This window comes from Bacteroidales bacterium (genome assembly GCA_031276035.1).
Lineage (GTDB): Bacteria > Bacteroidota > Bacteroidia > Bacteroidales > BM520 > RGIG7150.
This window is the reverse complement of record JAISNV010000044.1, coordinates 1-19857: the sequence shown is the minus strand read 5'-3', so window position 1 is coordinate 19857 and position 19857 is coordinate 1. Positions and strand designations below refer to the sequence as shown.

16 protein-coding genes are annotated in these 19857 nt (G+C 36.4%); 2 read left to right on the top strand and 14 right to left on the bottom strand.

The window, feature by feature from the left end:
- Positions 1–4 precede the first annotated feature (4 nt).
- Complete coding sequence (locus LBP67_10600) at positions 5–421, bottom strand: biopolymer transporter ExbD (GenBank protein MDR2085429.1); 417 nt, start codon at positions 419–421, stop codon at positions 5–7.
- Between the two features lie 7 nt (positions 422–428).
- Positions 429–1139 carry a MotA/TolQ/ExbB proton channel family protein gene (locus tag LBP67_10595; GenBank protein ID MDR2085428.1) on the bottom strand — a complete coding sequence of 237 codons (711 nt, stop codon included), beginning with the start codon at positions 1137–1139 and terminating at the stop codon, positions 429–431.
- A 294-nt stretch (positions 1140–1433) separates the two neighbouring features.
- Between LBP67_10595 and LBP67_10590 the strand changes: the two genes are divergently transcribed.
- The gene (locus tag LBP67_10590; protein ID MDR2085427.1) at positions 1434–3419 is read left to right on the top strand and encodes a T9SS type A sorting domain-containing protein; all 1986 of its coding nucleotides are present in this window, start codon (positions 1434–1436) and stop codon (positions 3417–3419) included.
- A gap of 19 nt (positions 3420–3438) precedes the next feature.
- Positions 3439–4524: an anhydro-N-acetylmuramic acid kinase gene (locus tag LBP67_10585; GenBank protein ID MDR2085426.1), complete on the top strand. Its 1086-nt coding sequence runs from the start codon at positions 3439–3441 to the stop codon at positions 4522–4524.
- Positions 4525–4625: 101 nt separating this feature from the next.
- Here the strand turns inward: LBP67_10585 and LBP67_10580 are convergent, their stop codons facing one another.
- The 12 genes from LBP67_10580 to LBP67_10525 form a co-directional block, all read right to left on the bottom strand.
- A complete protein-coding gene (locus LBP67_10580; protein MDR2085425.1) occupies positions 4626–6362 on the bottom strand; it encodes an amidohydrolase in 1737 nt (578 codons plus the stop codon).
- 261 nt (positions 6363–6623) lie between these two features.
- The gene (locus tag LBP67_10575; protein MDR2085424.1) at positions 6624–10331 is read right to left on the bottom strand and encodes an ATP-binding protein; all 3708 of its coding nucleotides are present in this window, start codon (positions 10329–10331) and stop codon (positions 6624–6626) included.
- A gap of 309 nt (positions 10332–10640) precedes the next feature.
- Positions 10641–11027 (bottom strand): HU family DNA-binding protein, encoded by a 387-nt coding sequence (locus tag LBP67_10570; protein MDR2085423.1) that lies wholly within the window; start codon positions 11025–11027, stop codon positions 10641–10643.
- A 674-nt stretch (positions 11028–11701) separates the two neighbouring features.
- Positions 11702–12787 carry a carboxymuconolactone decarboxylase family protein gene (locus tag LBP67_10565; GenBank protein MDR2085422.1) on the bottom strand — a complete coding sequence of 362 codons (1086 nt, stop codon included), beginning with the start codon at positions 12785–12787 and terminating at the stop codon, positions 11702–11704.
- Positions 12784–13311, bottom strand: a complete 528-nt coding sequence (locus LBP67_10560) for a cupin domain-containing protein (protein ID MDR2085421.1) — start codon at positions 13309–13311, stop codon at positions 12784–12786. Before LBP67_10560 ends, LBP67_10565 begins: the two co-directional genes overlap by 4 nt.
- Positions 13312–13326: 15 nt before the next feature.
- A complete protein-coding gene (locus LBP67_10555) occupies positions 13327–13797 on the bottom strand; it encodes a hypothetical protein (GenBank protein MDR2085420.1) in 471 nt (156 codons plus the stop codon).
- The gene (locus tag LBP67_10550; GenBank protein MDR2085419.1) at positions 13794–14363 is read right to left on the bottom strand and encodes a sugar O-acetyltransferase; all 570 of its coding nucleotides are present in this window, start codon (positions 14361–14363) and stop codon (positions 13794–13796) included. Before LBP67_10550 ends, LBP67_10555 begins: the two co-directional genes overlap by 4 nt.
- 4 nt (positions 14364–14367) lie before the next feature.
- The gene (locus LBP67_10545; protein ID MDR2085418.1) at positions 14368–15384 is read right to left on the bottom strand and encodes an alpha/beta hydrolase; all 1017 of its coding nucleotides are present in this window, start codon (positions 15382–15384) and stop codon (positions 14368–14370) included.
- 60 nt (positions 15385–15444) lie between these two features.
- Positions 15445–16053 carry a flavodoxin gene (locus tag LBP67_10540; GenBank protein MDR2085417.1) on the bottom strand — a complete coding sequence of 203 codons (609 nt, stop codon included), beginning with the start codon at positions 16051–16053 and terminating at the stop codon, positions 15445–15447.
- Positions 16054–16087: 34 nt separating this feature from the next.
- Positions 16088–17071: an aldo/keto reductase gene (locus LBP67_10535; GenBank protein ID MDR2085416.1), complete on the bottom strand. Its 984-nt coding sequence runs from the start codon at positions 17069–17071 to the stop codon at positions 16088–16090.
- A gap of 331 nt (positions 17072–17402) precedes the next feature.
- Complete coding sequence (locus LBP67_10530) at positions 17403–18146, bottom strand: 1-acyl-sn-glycerol-3-phosphate acyltransferase (GenBank protein MDR2085415.1); 744 nt, start codon at positions 18144–18146, stop codon at positions 17403–17405.
- A gap of 765 nt (positions 18147–18911) precedes the next feature.
- Positions 18912–19640 (bottom strand): HNH endonuclease, encoded by a 729-nt coding sequence (locus tag LBP67_10525; protein ID MDR2085414.1) that lies wholly within the window; start codon positions 19638–19640, stop codon positions 18912–18914.
- Positions 19641–19857 lie beyond the last annotated feature (217 nt).

The window sequence follows — 19857 nt, the reverse complement described above, 5'->3', positions numbered from 1 at the left end:
AATCCTATTTTGGTGGGCGGGTTGCCAAGATAACTTTATTTTTTGCACCATAATAATCATTAACATTATTAACGGCGTCAATAACCGAAACAACGTACTGCAGTTCAACGCTTTTATCGGCACGTAAAACAATAGAAGCATCCGTTTCACCATATAGCCTTTCTTTCAGTCCGGTTTCCAATTGATCAATAGAAATCAGTTTATCCTCAAAATAATAATTATATTTATCGTCTATATAAACCGTTACAGTAGCAGGCTTTGCCATTGTTTTGCTGTTGGAAGTAGGCAGTAAAAGTTTTACGGCATTCGGACTCACCAATGTTGATGTTAACATAAAGAATATCAACAGCAGGAAAACCAGATCCGCCATTGAAGCCATGTTAAAATCAAGCCTTATTTTATTTCTTGTTCTGATTGCCATAATTCAATTATTTATCAGCGGGTTCGTCAAGAACATCCATAAACTCAGTTGTTTTTGCTTCGAGCAATGTAACAACGTTTTCAATTCTGGTAACAATTATATTGTAAAGAATGTATCCTATTATACCGACGATAAGACCACCGATAGTTGTGATCATAGCCTGATATATACCTTCGGAAAGCATAGAAATATCAAGATTATTACCTGCCATAGACATATTGTAGAAGGCTTTAACCATTCCTACAACTGTTCCAAGAAAACCTATCATCGGAGAAACACCGGAGATAGTAGCAAGGAAGGGGACATTTTTTTCAAGTTTTGCAACTTCTTGCCTGCCCGTATTTTCAATTGCGGTTTTTATATCCTGCAAAGGTTTTCCAAGACTGTTAATACCTTTTTCAATCATTCTTGAAAGCGGAGTATTCGTATAATTACATAAAGTTTTTGCTTCCTCAACTCTACCGGCACGTATACTTTCACTTATCTTGGTCATAAAAACCTTGTCGTCTTTGGCTGCTTTATTAACCATTATCAAACGTTCCACAAAAATATAAACGGCTATTAACGACAGCAATAACAAAAGATACATTATTACACCACCGTAATTAAACATTTGCCAAAATGAAGTTTTAATTTCAGTAGGCATACTCATGTCAAGCGAATCTGCCGCCGACACGGGAACTTGTAATAAGATTTGAAGAAACATAAGTTTAAACATTTTTTCTATTTTACGTAAATTGATTTAACTTGCAAAGTTACTGTTTTTTTTATATCTAAAGAAGAATGATTTATAAATTCTATTATTGATATTAACAATTTGAATAACGGTAAGTAACGGAATTTTATTGTCAAGGACGGACAATGCATAATCTAATAAATTTGTATAAAACACAAAATACAGTTACCTTTGTATCTGATTAATAAGTCAGAAATATTGAAATAAACATGAAAAATAAAGTAAAAATCTACCCAAACGTCACAAAATATTATTCATCTCCTAAAAAATAAAATCATGAAAAAACTCCTACCAACCCTATTAGTAAGCCTAATTGTTTCATTATCCCATGCCCAAGTGAGCGTATGGACAGGCAACTATGAGCCATGGGAAAACGGTTCGGGTACCGAAAGCGATCCTTATTTAATTGAAAGTGCCGAAAATCTCGCCTACTTAGCTTATATTGTAAATAATGGTATCGGCGCTCTCGGACCTGCGGTCGGCTATAATAAATATTACCGAATGACAATTGATGTTGACCTTGTCGGTAGCCAAACATTTCAATGGCCTTCAATGGGTTTTTATATACCTAACGGCAATTATTATTTCTTTGCCGGTCACTTTGACGGAGACGGACATACGGTTAGTAATATGTATCTCGAAAGCCAAACTTTAACGAGAGCCGGATTATTCGGATATGCTCAATACGGAAGTGTAAGGAATATTGGAATTATTGGAGAAAGTACCGTAATATTATCTGGGAGCGGCAGTAAATATTTAGGAGGTATTGTAGGATATTCATCGGATGTTATAATTGAAAATTGTTATAATACGGCTAATATTAATTCTTATTGTAATTCTAGCGGCTCTTATCTTTGTTCCGGAGGTATTGTAGGATATGGATCTAATACAACTATAAACAACTGCTATAATACAGGCACAATATCTTCCAACACTTCGTGTTCGCCTACCGGCTTTCCGTCTTTCTCTTATTCGGGAGGAATGATTGGGCATTGTATAGTTACTGAAAATATTACTATAACTAACTGCTATAACACGGGTGAAATTCTTTCTTCATGTACTTCGACCTTGGCTAATGCTTATTCCGGAGGAATTATTGGTTATGTGAACGTTGCAGCAAGTATGGATGTAACCGAGTGTTACAATACCGGTAATGTTGTTGCTTATAGTTCTTGCCCATCAAGTGATGATGATTATTCCCCTTCATCTTATGCCGGAGGAATTATTTCCAGTAATTCCGGAAGTAATATATTAATGAATAAATGTTATAATAAAGGTGAAATCTCTGCTACTAATTCTGCCAATACTTCTAAGATATTTTCATCTGCAGGAGGAATTATCGGGGAAAGTAAAAAAACAACTGTATCCAACTGCTATAATACAGGTGAAATCTTTTCTTCAACGTTTTCTAATGCTTATTCGGGTGGAGTTGTCGGAACTTCATATGAAAATATTCTTATTAAAAACTCTTATAATGTGGGAACTCTTACAGGAAAAACAAGAGGCGGCATTCTCGGATATAAATACGGTAGTCACGAGGTAGATAATTCTTATTACTTAAATACTTGTGATGGTTCGGGTACTTTTGGAGGAATGGATAAAATAAGCGAAGACATGCAAACTCAAGAATTTGTAAATATTCTAAATGCAGATCCGCTAACATATAAAACGGATATTGAACCTTTTGTTAATGAGGGTTATCCCATTTTCAGCATGAGTGTAATGACAACTTTACCGGCAACAAATATTTCATATTCGAACGCAACATTAAATGGGTTTGTTAATATCCAGAATACTACTTTAATTGCTCAAGGTTTCGAATATAAAAAATCTTCCGAGCAAGATTTCACCAAAATTAATCTTAGCCCTTCTATCAATGAACTTGAATATGATTTAATTAATCTGGATGCTAACACTCAATATACATATAGAGTCTTTGTAGAAATTGCCGAAGACGAATACTATTTCGGTAATGAGGAAATTTTTATTACTACTCATATAGGCATATCGGTTAATAATACCGAAGAAATTATCATCTATCCGAATCCTACTTCGGGGAAATTTATTATTCAATTCGAAAAAGCAAAATATCAATCGGTTAATATTTTAATATTCAATACTGCCGGCAATATCATTAGTAAAATTAATCCTGCAGAAGAAAAAACGAATATAGATATTACCTCCTTACCAAAGGGAGTTTATTATGTTCAAATTGTTTGTGATGGAAAAATTGTCATTAATAAAAAAGTTCTAAAAAAATAGTTGCATTTACTTCTGTAAGATGAATAATGATTTAACTGAAACATATAAAGTAATCGGATTAATGTCCGGAACAAGTCAAGACGGACTTGATATTGTCTTTTGCAGTTTTTATTTCACAGATAAATGGCATTTTAAAATAAATATTGCGGAAACCGTTGCTTATCCGGAGGATATTCATCAACTGTTGAAGGATGCTTTTTATTCCGATAAAACCGACTTGGAAGGTAAAAGCAGAATATACGGAGAATTTACAGGGAAACAAGTGAATGTTTTCTGTGAGAAATATAATATCAATCCCGATTTTATTGCGAGCCACGGGCATACTATATTCCACAAGCCAAGTGAAGGGATAACAGTACAAATCGGTAAGGGTGACGTAATTTCCAAGATATGCGGATTACCTGTTGTTTATGATTTCCGTTCGCAGGATGTTGAATTGGGCGGACAAGGCGCGCCTTTGGTTCCAATCGGCGACAAACTGCTTTTCGGCGGTTATGATTTTTGTATCAACATAGGCGGATTCAGTAATATCTCTTATGATGAATATATTGATGAAAAGAAGGTGAGAGTGGCATTTGACATCTGTCCTTCAAACATAATCCTCAACGAATTGTCGCAATGCATGGGGAAAGATTTTGATAAAGACGGTGAAATCGCAAGAAAGGGTAAAATAAACAAAAACTTGTTGAATGATTTAAACAATCTGGAATATTACAAACTTCCGCCTCCGAAGTCATTAGGAAAAGAATATGTAAATACGTTCTTCAAACCGGTATATGCCAATTATATTTCAAATATGAAGATTAAAGATATGATTTCTACTTACACTGAACACATTGCAATTCAGATCGCAAGAAGCATAAAACGAAAAGGAAGAGTACTGATAACCGGAGGAGGAGCTTTCAACAAATACCTGATAAAAAGAATTGAATATTATATAAATGAAGGTGAGATAATTATTCCTGACGAAACTCTTGTCAATTACAAAGAAGCGGTGATATTTGCTTTTATGGGGGTATTGAGAATGATTGAAAAGGTAAACATCTATTCATCCGTAACCGGAGCAGAAAGAGACCATTGCGGAGGCAGAATAGCAACGTCTTAACAAAATCCATCAGGTGTTCTTAATAAAAAGAGATAATAATATTTAAGGTGAAATAATTGCGGCTATCTTTTAACGCACTTACCTATTGGAATCTTGTAAATCTATATTTCTTTTTTGTAAATTGTTTTACCTCTTTTTATAGTTTCCAGAACTATAATGTCTTTTATATGCAGTTTATCAACTTTAACGGGATTCTTATCCAGAATAACAAAATCCGCAATCTTTCCGGGTTCTATACTTCCTCTTTCGTTTTCCTGATAATATTGTTTGGCACCGTTAATTGTAACCAATTTAATTGCGTCCATAGGATCGACAGTATATTGTTGTCCTATTGATTGTCCGTTGCGGGTAATTCTATTTACCGCATTATGTATGCTGAATATCATGTCCGGAGGTACTACCGGCGAGTCTTGATGGATGGTTACATTAATATTTCTTTTCAGGGCGGAACTTAACGGACTGATGTGTTGCCCCAAATCCGGACCAAGGATGGATGAAAGATAATAGTCTCCCCAGTAGTAGGTATGATCGTGAAAGAAGGAAGGATTGATTCCGAGTCTTTCCGCTTCATCCAACTGACTTTCTGTTATTGTTTGGGAATGTATAATGACCGGCATAAGATCTTGAGAGGCTCCTGTTGTTTCCAAGGCTTTATTATATTGTTCAAGGAATTGCCGGATTGCTGCAGACCCGTTTGCATGTGCTATAACCTGATAACCGTTTCTCATGCAAATAACCAGTTCCTCATATAAAGCCGCATCGGTCATCTGTGGAAACCCGTTATAGTCTGCACTTTTACCATCAGGCACAACATAATACGGTTGGAGCAGCCAGGCTGTTTTTGCCTGCGGAGAACCGTCGAGGAAAAGCTTTACCCCGGCAATCCTCAATCCGTTGGTATATTTTGTTTCTCTACTAGGACCGGGCATATTTTCCTTGGGACCGTAACTATTGATATCTATCAATAACGAATCTCCTTCTGCAATAATCTTTTTTACACTTTCCGCAATATTACTTCCGGCTCCGTCCTGAGCTGTGGTAATTCCCATACTTGCATATAAATGCATTGCATTCCGCAGGATATTTTCATCGGTAGGAGTATTGGTTCTGGTATTATCCATAATGACATTCGGGTCAAAGTAGAGCCTGAAATATGCTTCCTCCTCCAACAAACCATTAAGCTTTCCGTCCGGATATTTCCCAAGAAGTTTATTATATTTTGCCATATACTGACTGCCGGTATAATAACCCAGAATTTCTAAGCCTTTACTATTTACTACGGCCACGTGATTGCTCATATGAATTATGCATACCGGAATATCGGCTGATATCTTGTCAAGATCCGCAGCAGTTGGGTTTTCCGCATTAGGAAATATAGTATTATCATATCCGTTGCCAATAAACCAATCACCCTGCTCATAAGTTCCTTCGGCTTGGGAGCGTTCAAACCATTCATTAAATTGCTGTGCTCCGTATTCTACTAAAGTTTCTTTTGAAACTACTCCCTCGGCAGGCGAGAAATCGGGAAACTTGGTAACCTGATTAATATGACTATGAGAATCTATAAAACCGGGAAGCATGGTTTTTCCTTTGATATCTATCAGTTTAGTATCTCTTTTCTTATTTTTAAGTATTTCTTTCTGCTTTCCTACGGCTAAAATTTTACCGTCCCCGATAAGAACGGCCTCGGCAACAGGCATTTCATCATTCATGGTGAGTATGTCTCCTCCATAATAAATAGCTGTTTTATGATAATTTGTAAGATCCACCCTATCAGGGTTTGTAGTACATCCGGAAAACATTAAAATGAATATAAGTAAGGCTAAAAAGTGTTTCATAATGTTCGTGTATATTAATGAATAAACATGGCAAAAGTAATAATTTATTTAAGTTATTCTTTTAAAGTTAAAAGGTATTTCGGTTTTGCATGTTATTCGCCGGTTTACTTTCCAGCGGTTTTGCAAAGTACCGGTTAAGTGAATTGACGATGTGAGATAAACTACCAGATTCCCGCAACGCTTTCGGCGAAATCACACTTAGATTGTAGCAGACTTCTTGTTAACAACTGTGCATTTTTTTATCTATTATATAATTGAACTTTAATCATTTTCAATAAATTTTCTTTTTCGTTCCCAATCAGCATAATTTAATGAACTTTCAACTTCTTGATTTATATACTGCTTTATGGGCAACAATTTTATTCCAATGTCATATTTTTCAACAATAGAAAGTATTTTACGCCATTCTGCAGCTTTAACGTCTCCAATTATTACATCGCCTGAATACATTCCTCCATTTCCTATCCACCAAATTTTAGAAAATAAATCAACATTTTGTGTTAAGGATATAAACAGTAACAACACATCTTCAAATAACTCTCTCATTGAATGTCTTGCTATATCCACAATAAGATTCGTTTTCTTATAACTTTCATAATTTTCTCTGCAATAATCCAGAAGAAAGTTCTTTGCACGACGATTTGCTTCTTGTGGTAAATTCCAAAAGAAAGAATTACAAAAATGCCCTCTAGACCCAAAATACATATCTTTTTTATCAATCGAATCAAAAACAGTTTTTAGGATCGGCTCAATATTAGCGGATTCCCAAATGACATTCAAATATCTATCTTCATGCAAGCAATGTTGATTTATATACTCAATAAGAAAGTTTTCGTCTCGCTGTATAATTTTTGCAAATCCTTTTCGAGTTAGGTCAAAGTGATTGTCTATTAAATCCTGTTGCAAGTATAGTTTCTTTATTAAATCAATATCATTCCCTAACTCATCAAAATGGTCTTCTATAATATTGAATTGTACAAAAACTATTTTGTCCTGTTTTTCGTGCTTATCAATAATGATTTGTAATAATTCTTGAAATAAATTAGGTTCAACAGCTAAATATCGTTTTAAGCCGCCAAACCATATTGAAGTTCTATCCGGTAGTTTTTTTACAGTATTTTTAATCTGTTCAATATATTTTTCATTGATTAGACTGTCTGCCAGATTATCATAAAAAGACAACTCCCAAGAATATCTATTTTCAAAATCATTGCTTTGTATAATGTTCCAGATATATTGTGATTTTTCCTGTGTGATTAATTGATTTCTAAAAACAATTCTTGGAATATAACTAATTTGATTATTTGTAGCTATTACTTCGGATAGAAACTGACAACCTAATTCGAAATTCTTTGAGCAATTTTCATCAATAATTAAATCGAAAGAGTTATTGTAACTCCAATCATTTTCTGCAATACTTTTTAAGTGAATAAAAGTATCATAAAACGATTTGATTTCTTGAATGTCATTAAAAACAAAATATTTTCGAACTTCTACTTCCTTTAATTTTTCATATTCTCTATAGTTGTCAAAATCATAACTATTCTTATCTCTATAACTATCCCAGTCTAAAATAAGATACATTTCATAAGTTGGATTTGTAAATTTTTGAGATAAAGAAACGAATTCAAAAGGTGTTATTTCATTTCTTTTACACCATCTAATTTGTTCTTGAACATACAAACAGTGTTCAAATATGTCAGGTATTAAATGATTTTCAATAATGGGTATCAAAAATTGAATATCATATTCCATTAATTCTTTTGTCACGTCTGGACTTACTTTTGCATAACTCTGCAATAATTCGAGAGATTTCTCAGGAAACGTTTTGAAATTGTCATTTACATTCTCCCAAATGTTTTTTCGAAATGTTCTAATCCATTTATTGTCGGGGATTGGGTATTGATAAAGTGATATGGTATTATGTCTTCCGCTTTCTGTTTGTCGATATTTAAAAGCAAGAAATGTTTTTGACAATTCATAAAATATCGTTGAATATAAAATGTCCTGTTTATTTAACCCATCAATTAAAATTCGGAAAAGTATATTTTGCCTTTCAAAACCATAGCCCTCGTCTGTACAATCAAATACAAGTACTTCTCTAATGTTGTGTATAAGTTCTGGTAAACGTTCAGGTTTCTTTCTGACAAACTCAAAAATCAATTCGATTGCATCCTTGAGTTTGTTTTGAAATCGGAAAAAATTACTAATCAGTTCTATAACTTTATTTTGTTCATAAGTAAAATCATTTGTTTCATATTTAACTTCATAAATGATGTTATGGAGTAAAGGCAATTGATTTATCCCATTGTAAACGAACAATAATGTTTCTTCTTGCAGGTAAAACCAAAATGTTTCTAAAAATGCAAATATCCTTTCTTCATCATTTTCTATTGATTTTAAATAGTTTTGGAGAATAGGTTTAAGTTTTTGCATCACATTTTCATAGCCGAAAGTATTATTTGCAGGAATAACACAATCTTTAAACCGATTTTTATTCTCATTAAAATATTTTATTAAAAGTATTTCAAATGAGAGTAAATTATCTTTTACAAATGTCTTGTAGAAAAAGAAAGTTGCTAAATTTTGTTCGGGGATTTTCACATAATCATATCGAATTTCTACTAATTCTAATCTGTCTAATTTTTCAATTGCATCAATAAATAATGAATAATCAACACCAAAATTTTGTAAAATAGGTTCAGTTATATTTTTATCTTTATAGGGTATAGCATTAAAAAAAGCAATAATTCCCAGACATTTGATATTAAATTGATTGGAGAATTCTCCATCATCATTTACAAATGTTGAGAAATATTTCTCAAACAAATCGGACACATCCGCTAAAGCATAAATATTTTGCTCTTGCTTTGCAAGCAATGCCGTCATAATTGCAAGCCGCGGATTGCCATCCGCTATACGAACAATTTCTTTATGGAACTGCCAATTTGAGATATTGAAAGGTTCTGCCTTGATAATATCAGTAATTTGTTCATCTGTGAACTTTTTTAAATTAAATTGGGCGGGTACAAATCCAAAACAAAAACTTTCTACAATGGGCAAAGCATAATCTCTTGCAGTAAGCAGAATTTTTAAATTACCTGTTCGTTGCGATTTATAAAAACCTGTAATTTGACTAAAAGCATCTATTCTATTGGCATCGTCAACGAAAAGGATATAATCTTTTTTATCGTCAAAGTGTTGATATAAATCACTCAACAATTCACAATTTTTATAAGAAACACAAAAAGCATCATAAGATAAATTCTCCGCTAAAAAACTATTAATAGCCTCAATTGCTATTTTTGTTTTACCAACTCCTGCAACGCCAGTGATTATTAAGAAGTCGCTTTGCTTGATTTGCTGTTTGATATTTTCTAATTCTTCATCTCTGTGTAGAAAAGTATTATCCAGTGGCGTTGCTATACCCTTTGACGCTTTATTGTACTCATCAACAAAAGTGCTAATAGAAACAATCTGTCCTGTATCCAAAGGTAATCCCAAATACTTATGAACTAAGTCTCTATGTTGCAAATGCAGTTCTAATGATAAAGAATCAAGAGTATAAATTGTTAATGTCAATTTAGCTTTACCCAATAGACTTCTCAAAGATTGAATTTCTTCTGTATTTAAATTGAAGTTTATGCAAAGTATTATTTCTGCAATCTGATTTATTAGAATTTTTGTTTTTGTAGTATTAAGGCATTTTTCTATGTCTTCTTGCAGTTTTGATACACCTTTAGAAATATTGGTTGAATATTCCACAAATACATATTTACCATTAGGCAACAAAAAAAAAGTATCAGGTGTTCCTTTTATAGTTTTTTGCTTTCCGCTCTGACTTCCGATTCTCGAAAAAGCACGGTAATTCTCGTTTTTAAGAATTAAAAAACTATCACATAATTCTTGAAAAACGGTTTCATTTATACTTGCAAGGGAATTTTCTATGGCTTGTAATCTACTATTCATTTCCAATTTATTTATTTATACTTTTTTTTAAAATATTGGTATCTGCCATGCATTGTCCATAACTCATAAATACACGCATCTTTTTGTTCCCTAATTTCCTACCTTCCTTTTCCCAAAATCGTCCTTTGTATTTGATTAAATGCTGCCTTGCATTTGGGAAAATAGAAGGCTGCTTTTTTAAAATGCTGCCTTGCATTTGGGAAAGTGGAAGGCTGCTTTTTTAAAATGCTGCCTTGCATTTGGGAAAGTGGAAGGCTGCTTTTTTAAAATGCTGCCTTGCTTTTCAAAAAAGCAAGGCAGCATTTCGGTTTACTTCATTTTTTCGAATTTCAAGGTCGAAAGCATCTCTCTTAAATCGCTTCCCGGACGGAAAGCTACTTTCGACTTTTTAATCATAGACGCGTTGAATTTCGCCTCTGTTTCAGCACCTTCGCTGCTGATAGCAATCTGGAATGTACCGAAATCGCCGAAACGGACAATCTCGCCATTTTCCAAATGCCGTTTCAACACCTTGGTAAGGTCGTTCAATACTGCCAGTACATCGCTGTCGCTTACTGTAGTAGAGCCTTCGGCAATTTCTTTACTTAATTTTTTCAATGTTAATTCACCCCTGCTTTTTGCCTGTGCATAGAATTTCTTTGGAGCTTCCCTATCCATAGGGTTGGCTTTCTCCTGAATTACATAACTTACTGCCATCTTTTTTTGTTTTTAATTACTAAAATTTAAGTTTAATTTGCCGGCCAAATTAGTCGGCCAAAAGTAAAATAAATTTATTAAAACAGGACCTTTTTATAAAATTTTCTTTGAAATTTATTTACGGGCTCAATAATCAATAAATTATCTTTTGTTATAATAGTATAAAACATTGCTGAAAATAGTAAATACGGCATCTTACGGCTATTGACGGAATGTTTCGGGAAGGGAATCCCATCTCGATTTTCATAAGTATCATAAAAATATCATTCGGTTTGATTAAACAAACAGGATACTTGTAACCGGCGGACTTTTATTTTAGGTGGTAATCTGCAGCTCTTGCAAAGGATAGCTCGCTTTTTGACTGACTTGTATTGAAAAGATTTTACAGATTATTTCACTTTACGCTGGCTCTTATCAAAATATAGTTTATAGGATACCGATGGAATAATCGGGAAGAAAGTAATCTGCCATAAATATAATTCTACTTGGGGGGTATTACCCCTACCACCAATTAAACCCTGCCTTTCTTTGGGGTTCGATTCAGGAAATAGATTTGTTCACATAAATAAAACCCTGATCAACACCGCTCATTAACTGTAACGGGCGTAGGGTAAATGCGAGTTTTGACCCGTAATTCTTTTTTATTTCCTTATGAATATTTAATTATGTTCGCCTTATTTAATCTTCAATTCCGGAATAAGGGGGTTTACATCGAGCAATTCGAGGTCTTGAACCATATCGAGTGTTCCCTGTTTGTATTTAATGAAATGAGGGGTTTTAATATGGTCTTGATAAGCTGCCTCATCAGCATATATTTCAAGGATGGTTATTTTATTCGGGGCTTCTTTTTCGGAAACGGCATATAATGCCAATACCCCCGGTTCCAACAGCATTGATGCTTCAATTTCTTCTTTCAGGAATTCATTATATTTATCCAGCCGCTTGGGATCTACTGTAATCAGGGAAAGGCGGACTTTATTATTTCCGGAGGAAATGTGAGTTCTGTTCAGAGATGCTCCTTCGACTTTATTGCCGGGCGATCTTGCTGCGATAACTTTATCCAATATCTTCCGGGCATTATCACCCTGCCGCCTGTCGATAGAGTTACCGATGATAGAAACGAGCTGTCTTAGCTGCGCTTCGGTCAGTCCTACGTTCAAGCCCATATTCATGTGCGATTGCAACATCGGATCAACTCCTGCCATAGCTGCCAAAGCGGATATAGTGGCGAGTTCACGTTCGGCATAGGTCAGCACGTCCCTTTCGAAAATATCGGCAAACAAATGCTCCTTTAAATAATTGTCGATAGCCGGAGCAAAAGCATTGGCTCCCGTAATATTTTTCTGATCGGTAAGAGTCAGTTTCTCCAGTATCTCACGCCCACGGGTATATTTGTCGCGTGAATCCGTTATGGGAGAAGCATCGGCTCCTTCAGGGTCGTTTATCCCTTGGGCTTTGCGACTGTCGAGCATACTCATAAAGGTATTGATTCCTTGGAGGCTTCGCGGAAATCCGGCATAGGCATACATCTGAACCAATACTTCTTTTATCCGGTTTACGCTTAGGCCGGCATCGAGTCCGTCATTCAATTCTGTGCTCAGAGCGTCGAGATTGCCTATTGCCGTATTAGCGGCAATGGTAATTATCTTTTGTTGTTCGGGGTTTAAACTATTTTCCATATCCTGTGCTTTTAATTGATTGTTAAAAAATAACTGCATGCATGCACATAGTGCAAAGGCTATTTTACTTCTACCGCTCATTTCAGTTCCTCCCGTTTTACAGCTTCAAGATATTCTTTATCGCTGACCGGATTGAGCCATATATTCTGATTGGTCTGCGGATTGCATGCTATGGCAAGGTGCGAAAACCAAGTATCGGGGGCTGCTCCGTGCCAGTGTTCAAGGTCGGGTGCAATTTCTATCACATCGCCGGGCATCATCCGCACGGCAGGCTTTCCTCTTTCCTGATAATATCCCACGCCGCCCACGGCAACGAGAATCTGTCCTCCCGTATGGCTGTGCCAGTTATTGCGGCAAGCCGGCTCAAAGGTTACGTTGGAAATAGGCACATTCAGTTCGCTCATCTCAGTAAGCGGCGCCAGCCAGCTTCTGCCAGAAAAATACTGTGCATAACCGGTGTTTTCATTTCCTAAGGGAAAGTCACTGATTTTCGGAATTTCTCCGTTTGTTACTGTTTTCATAATGTCTTTGCTTTTTTCCTGTCTGTTGCCGCATCCGGTTAAAACCAGTCCTACGACTACAATGATGAATAGGGTTTGTTTCATTTTTACACTCATAATTTAATTTAATGAAAGGGTTACAGTTATATTTCCGCTACCCAATGCGTCTATCAACTCGTCGCGGGTAACATTGTCGATTTTACCCAAACGGGTAAGGGAATAGGTATTGGGTGCATAATAAATGACGAATGAATTACCTTGATAAAGAATTAAATCTCCGGGAGCTGTTGTGATATGTTCATCGTTTCTCGGTAAAGAAGTACCTAAAGGTCCCACCTTTTCCATATTGGCATAATCTCTCATATCAATACTTATACTTCCTTCGGCAAGCAGTTCTTTCAAGGCTTTTGCCGAAGAATTATCCGCTAAGGCGGCTGTGAAGGTCTTGTCTCCTACGGTTAATTTGATTGTATTGCTTTCGGTGTTATTTTCTTCGTTATTTATATCTTCCCGATGCAGGGAATTTCTGTCGCATGCCGTGACTGTAAATGCCAGCAAAAGCATCGAGCCGAATAATAATAATTTTTTCATGACTGTTCTGTTTTTATCTTTCTGATTATTTTAGCGGGAACTCCGCCTACTATCGTATTATCAGGAACATCTTTCGTAACAACCGCCCCGGCAGCTACCATCGCATTTTCTCCGATAGTTACACCGGGCAGAATTGTGGCTGCTGCGCCAATCCATGCTCCTTTTTTAATATGGATAGGTTTTGCATAAACATACCGCCGGAGTTCCGGTTCCTCAGGATGGTTTTCAGTAATAAGATTGGCTTTCGGGCCTATCAGCACATTATCTTCAATAGTAATTCCGCCTCTGTCCATGAATCCGCAACCGAAATTTACAAAGACATTTTTCCCGAGACGGATAAACTGTCCGAAATCCGTATAGAAAGGCAACTTAACCGTGGTTGTTTCGTCGATGGCTTGTCCGGTAAGTTCGCTTAAAACAGCGCGTGTTTCATCATCGGGATGATAGGACGAATTAAGTTCTCCGGTAATTCTGAAAGCTCTAATTATAGCATCACCAACTTTCGGATAATCGGGATCGTCTAACCGTATCAACTCACCGTTTTTCATTCTTTCAAATATATCCATAGCTTTATTTTAAATGTTCTTTAAAAAATGATTCCAGTTTATCGAACGGAATAAATTCCATACGGTCGTATAAATCTACATGCACGGCGTTAGGAATAATCATTAACTCTTTCGGTTCTGAAGCCGCCTTGTAAGCGTCTTCGCTGAAATAACGGGAATGAGCATTTTCTCCTGCAATCAACAGCACCGGCCTCGGCGAAATTTCTTTGATATAGGTCAGAACAGGCATATTCATAAGCGATAACGGAGTGGTAGTCGTCCACGAGCTGTTTGAATTTATCGAACGCGGATGAAAGCCCCGCCCAGTTTTATAATAATCAAAGTAATCTTTTACGAACTGAGGTTCATTGCCTTCAATTTTGTCAGGCAATCCCTTAGGACCTAAGGCCGGCATTCCGTTTTCAGCATCTTTCCAGCGCTGGTCGCTTAATTCCTCCAATATTTGGGTGCGTTCCTCCAAGGTCATGGCATCAAAGTAACCTTTTGCTTTCACTCTCGACATATCGTACATGCTTGCGGTTGCTACTGCTTTAACACGTTTGTCAACAGCAACTGTGTTTAATGCGAAACCTCCGAATCCGCAAATACCAATCATACCTATTCTGTTCCGGTCAACGTTTTCAAGTGTTCCCAAATAATCAACTGCAGCACTAAGGTCTTCGGAGTTAATGTCGGGTGATGCAACATGGCGGGGCTCACCTCCGCTTTCTCCGGTGTATGACGGATCGAAAGCAAGCGCAATAAATCCGCGCTCAGCCATTTGGTTGGCATATAAACCCGACGATTGCTCTTTAACCGCACCGAAAGGACCGCTGATAGCAAGTGCAGGGGACTTGTCCGTTTGATTTTTCGGAATGTACAGGTCGCCCGTCAGCATGATTCCGTAACGATTTTTGAAAGTTACTTTCTTACGGGTAACTTTGTTGCTTAACTCGAAAGTATATTGTTCTGTATTGTTCATGTTTTCTGAATTTTGATTGTCAGCACTCTGATTCTGCTTGCAGGACGGCACTAAAAACATTAGGGCTGCAACTGCTAAGATTGATAATCTTCTCATTGTATAATCTTTTTGATACATAATTTATTTTCTGTTGCTGTTAATCCAGTCCTCGATTACTTTGTCCGAACTATTCACATTTCCTCCCTTGATAGCCAGACCATCGAGAACAGTTGCACCGGGTACCGCCTTTTTTATATCCCGTACACTACTGCCTAAGGCACTGCCTTCGTGGGTGCAGAACGGAATAATTGTCTTTCCGGAGAAATCATAAGAGTCTAAGAAGGTAGCAACAGCCATTGGATAAGTTCCCCACCAGTTAGGATAACCCAGGTAGATGACATCATATTGCTCCATATTTTCAATTCCGGCCGTCAACTCCGGACGGGCATTTTCGTCCAATTCCCGCTTTGCCACTTCGGTTGTTTCCGTATAGTCCGCCGGATACGCTTTTACCGTCTCAATGCGGAATATATCGCTCCCGGTAAGTGTTTGTATCTTACCTGCAACCACTTCTGTGTTGCCTATCTTCAAATCGACAATAGCGCCGTTCAGGTAGTTCGTTCCTCTGCGGGAATAGTAAACCACTATGCTTTTCTTTGATCCGTTTTCCATGTTTGTTTCCGTATTTTCGTTATTTGTATTAGTCCTGTTCGAGCTTGCTCCACAGGATGTAGCCATCAAGAGGCTCATTATTGATATTAATATTTTCATTTTATTTTGATTTTTATAATCCGGTTGTACGTTCTAATGCTTCAGGATAGCGGTCGCCAAGTATGATTATTTTGGCACTCGCCTCTTCGATGTTATTCAAGTCTTCGGGAGTAAGCACAATATCGGCCGCTCCTATATTTTCTTTTACGCGGTGTAGTTTTGTTGTTCCGGGTATGGGAGCAATCCAGGGCTTTTGAGCCAGAAGCCAAGCCAGAGCAATCTGTGCCGGTGTTGCTTCCTTTTCGTCGGCTATGCTTTTCAGCAGATCCACAATCGCTTTGTTGGCGGCAAAAGCTTCCTGCGTGAAACGCGGAAGGATATTGCGGAAGTCGTTTTTGCCGAATGTAGTATTCTCGTTGAATTGTCCGGTAAGATAACCTTTGCCGAGCGGACTGTAAGGAACCAGTCCGATACCCAACTCTTCCAGCATTGGTATAAGTTCTTTCTCGGGGCAACGAAACCAGAGCGAATACTCGTTCTGAACGGCGGTAACGGGCTGAACGGCGTGGGCACGACGAACAGTTTGTGCACCTGCTTCCGACAGTCCGAAGTTCTTTACTTTTCCCTCGCTTATCAGGTCTTTTACGGTTCCGGCCACATCTTCGATCGGCACGTTCGGATCTACACGATGTTGATACAGCAGGTCGATATAATCTGTTTTCAATCTTTTAAGAGAGCCCTCAACCGCTTTACGGATATTTTCCGGTTTGCTGTTTACGCCCGTTTGTTTTCCATCGACTAAGTTGAAACCGAATTTTGTTGCTATAACTACTTTATCACGGAAAGAGGCCACCGCCTCGCCAAGCAGTTCTTCATTGGCGTATGGCCCGTAAACTTCAGCCGTATCGAAAAAGCTTTCACCCGCTTCGTATGCCGAGCGAATTACAGTTATCATTTCATTTCTATCCGGCAACGGATCATATCCGAAACTCATACCCATGCAGCCAAGTCCTATGGCCGACACTTCTAACTTATTACCTAATTTTCTTGTTTTCATTATTTATTCATTTAATTTTACGATACAAAAGTAGAACAAAAGCCGCAATAATATTTTGCCTTACAGCTCAAATTGTTTTGCCGAAAAGGCCATTTTTAATTTTATTTAATTCGGAATAAGTTAGATGTTAATACTGTAAATCATCATTATTCCTAAGCGCAGTAACGGAATGCACGGATAAATCGGAAAGAATTCAAGGCTTTGTTTTTGACTTCTTTGTAATGATAATTAGTTGGTTTCATTTTAATAAACTATGCTAATAGTCTATTTATGAACAAACTTTTAGTTAGAAGATAGATGTGATAATATAGTTCTTAATCAAATATCAATTTTATTCGACCGGAAGAATTGCCCGAATGATGCTTTGTTCTGTTTTTTCAAAAATTTCATTGAAGGGAACATCCTTTACGGGGATAGGGTCATGAATTGTAAATATAAGTTTATTACCTATACCTAAAGGAAAAGAACCCCATCTTGTCATTTTCCACGAGTTGTTTATTGTTATAGGAACTACATAGGCAGAAGGAGCATATTTACAAAGAATTTTTAATCCGTTTTCTGCAAACTGGTTCGGTTTACTCGTTGTTTTACTTCTTGTTCCTTCGGGAAATATGATAGCCGAACGTTTGCTTATTTCTATATATTGAGCCAAACCCTGTATCGCAGACAAAGATTGCCTCGGATTTTTCCTGTCTATAAGCACCGAACCTCCATGAGTCATACTGTATGAAATACCAAACAGTCCTTTGCTTAATTCTATTTTTCCTATAAATTTGGGATGCGTCTTCCGTAGAAACCAGGCAAGAGAAGTTGTATCGTACATACTTTGATGATTTGCCGCAAAGATCAGAGGAACACCCGTCGGCAGTATTTTAAGATTGTTTATTTTGTATCTCGTAAACAATAAATAAGTGCTGATTACTAAAAAGAAACACATAATATCCACACTCTTTTTGTGAGCCTCATATCCGAACATGTTAAAACATATCCATTGGATTAATTGAAAAACAATCAATATTGTTCCATGTAGGAAATAATAAACAATAGATACGGGATATGATATTAGTTTTTGCATCGGAATAATTAGTTTGCTTTTCTATTTATAAGTCTTTGATATTTGTCTTACGAGGATACTGTCCTTCAAAATAAAACAGATGATGGTTTCCACATTTCCGGATTGTAAGCTATTTCGAGTTAACACTTTGGGCGATAGGTTTTGCGTGATAAATATACTTTTTGAGATATTTCCTCCTGTATTATTTCAGCCGGCGGAAGCCCTTTCATAAAGTAATTGCCGTCGTAGTAACGTGTAATAGTCCGATAAATTGCATACCTGCTCAGGTTTTGTGCAGTAATGATAATTACAAAACAGGAGTATTAAGGTTTTGCTTTAAAATGTACAATATCGTAGTTGTGCAACAAGCATGTTTTCGGAAACAGTTTTGTTTTTATTCGTTTTTTATATTGAGGATAAATAGCCTTCTTTGAGGTCATGTTTCTTTTTGATTTTTCCTCGGAGCTAATCATATCTTAGATATTTTGAAGTAAAACGGCTTCAACCTTTTCTGTTGACCGGGTTCTTATACGATTTGATACGTATTTATTCGATTTTGATACGTTTTTCCTCTACATGCCAATTGCCGCTAACGAACGGCGGCACGGCGAAGGTGGCGGCTTACTGCTGTTTGCGCAGGCGATAAATTTTTCAAGTCTGCTCAACTCTTTCTGCGAACTACACCGCCACTTGCGCCAAACTGCATTTTGTAGGCTGTGCGTGTAGTTATAATTGTATATTTATTGCTCTTTTTTATAATAAATATTCTCATTATTATTTTACAAACTACGTTATAGTCCACTTTTCTCTAAAATCTTCAACACTTGAAACAGTCAAATCTCTATGAATCATTTTATGACAGTTAGAGCATAATAATGCTAAATCAGTAATTTCTGTTACTCTTTCGCTGTCATAATCAGATAACGGTTTTAGGTGGTGGCATTCAATGAATCCTTTTCCTAAATTACCATATGTTTCCTCAAAATCAAAACCGCAAATTTCACATTTTAAACATCCTTTTTCTTTTGATACTATTTTTTTCTTTTCATTAATAATGCGATTATCTCTTTCCCGTACCTTGTGTAATTTATATATGACAAGCCCTTCACTCACACTGTCTAATTCGCTGATCTCATCATCTTCAATTTGATATACTTTGTTTCTTAATTCAACATTCTCTACCACATTTATTATTTTTCTGGCTATTTCTCTTAGCCTTTTTCTGTTGTTAAAGAATTCATCAAATACTTCTTTGTCTAATTTGCTATAAGATTGCATTCCTTTTCCGCTGTAATTTGGATCAAGAGCAAGAAAATTTGAAAGTTTTAAGTTTACTCCGTTTGGATTTCTAAAAAGATTTTCATCTGGTTTTGTGTCAAATATTGGGAGCTTATTAAGTATTTTAGAGAGATTAATGATTTTAGGATTACTAGCATTAATAGTACCTCGTTCTTCATCGAAGTATAAATCTAATGCTAAAATAATTTCATCTCTATGCCATTTGGGGTTTCTCATTAATATTGCTTTATTATAATTTTGACTGACCTCGTCTGCCTTGCCTATAATCGAGTCACGCGAGGGAGTTTCGTCCTTGCGTTCTCACGGAACCGTACGTGACAGTCTCCCGTCATACGGCTCTTCATATTATAAATCACAAAATTACTCATTTGCATTGACATACTAAGTAATTTACGGATGAACCAATCCCCAATGGGCAAAGAGTGTAGGGTTT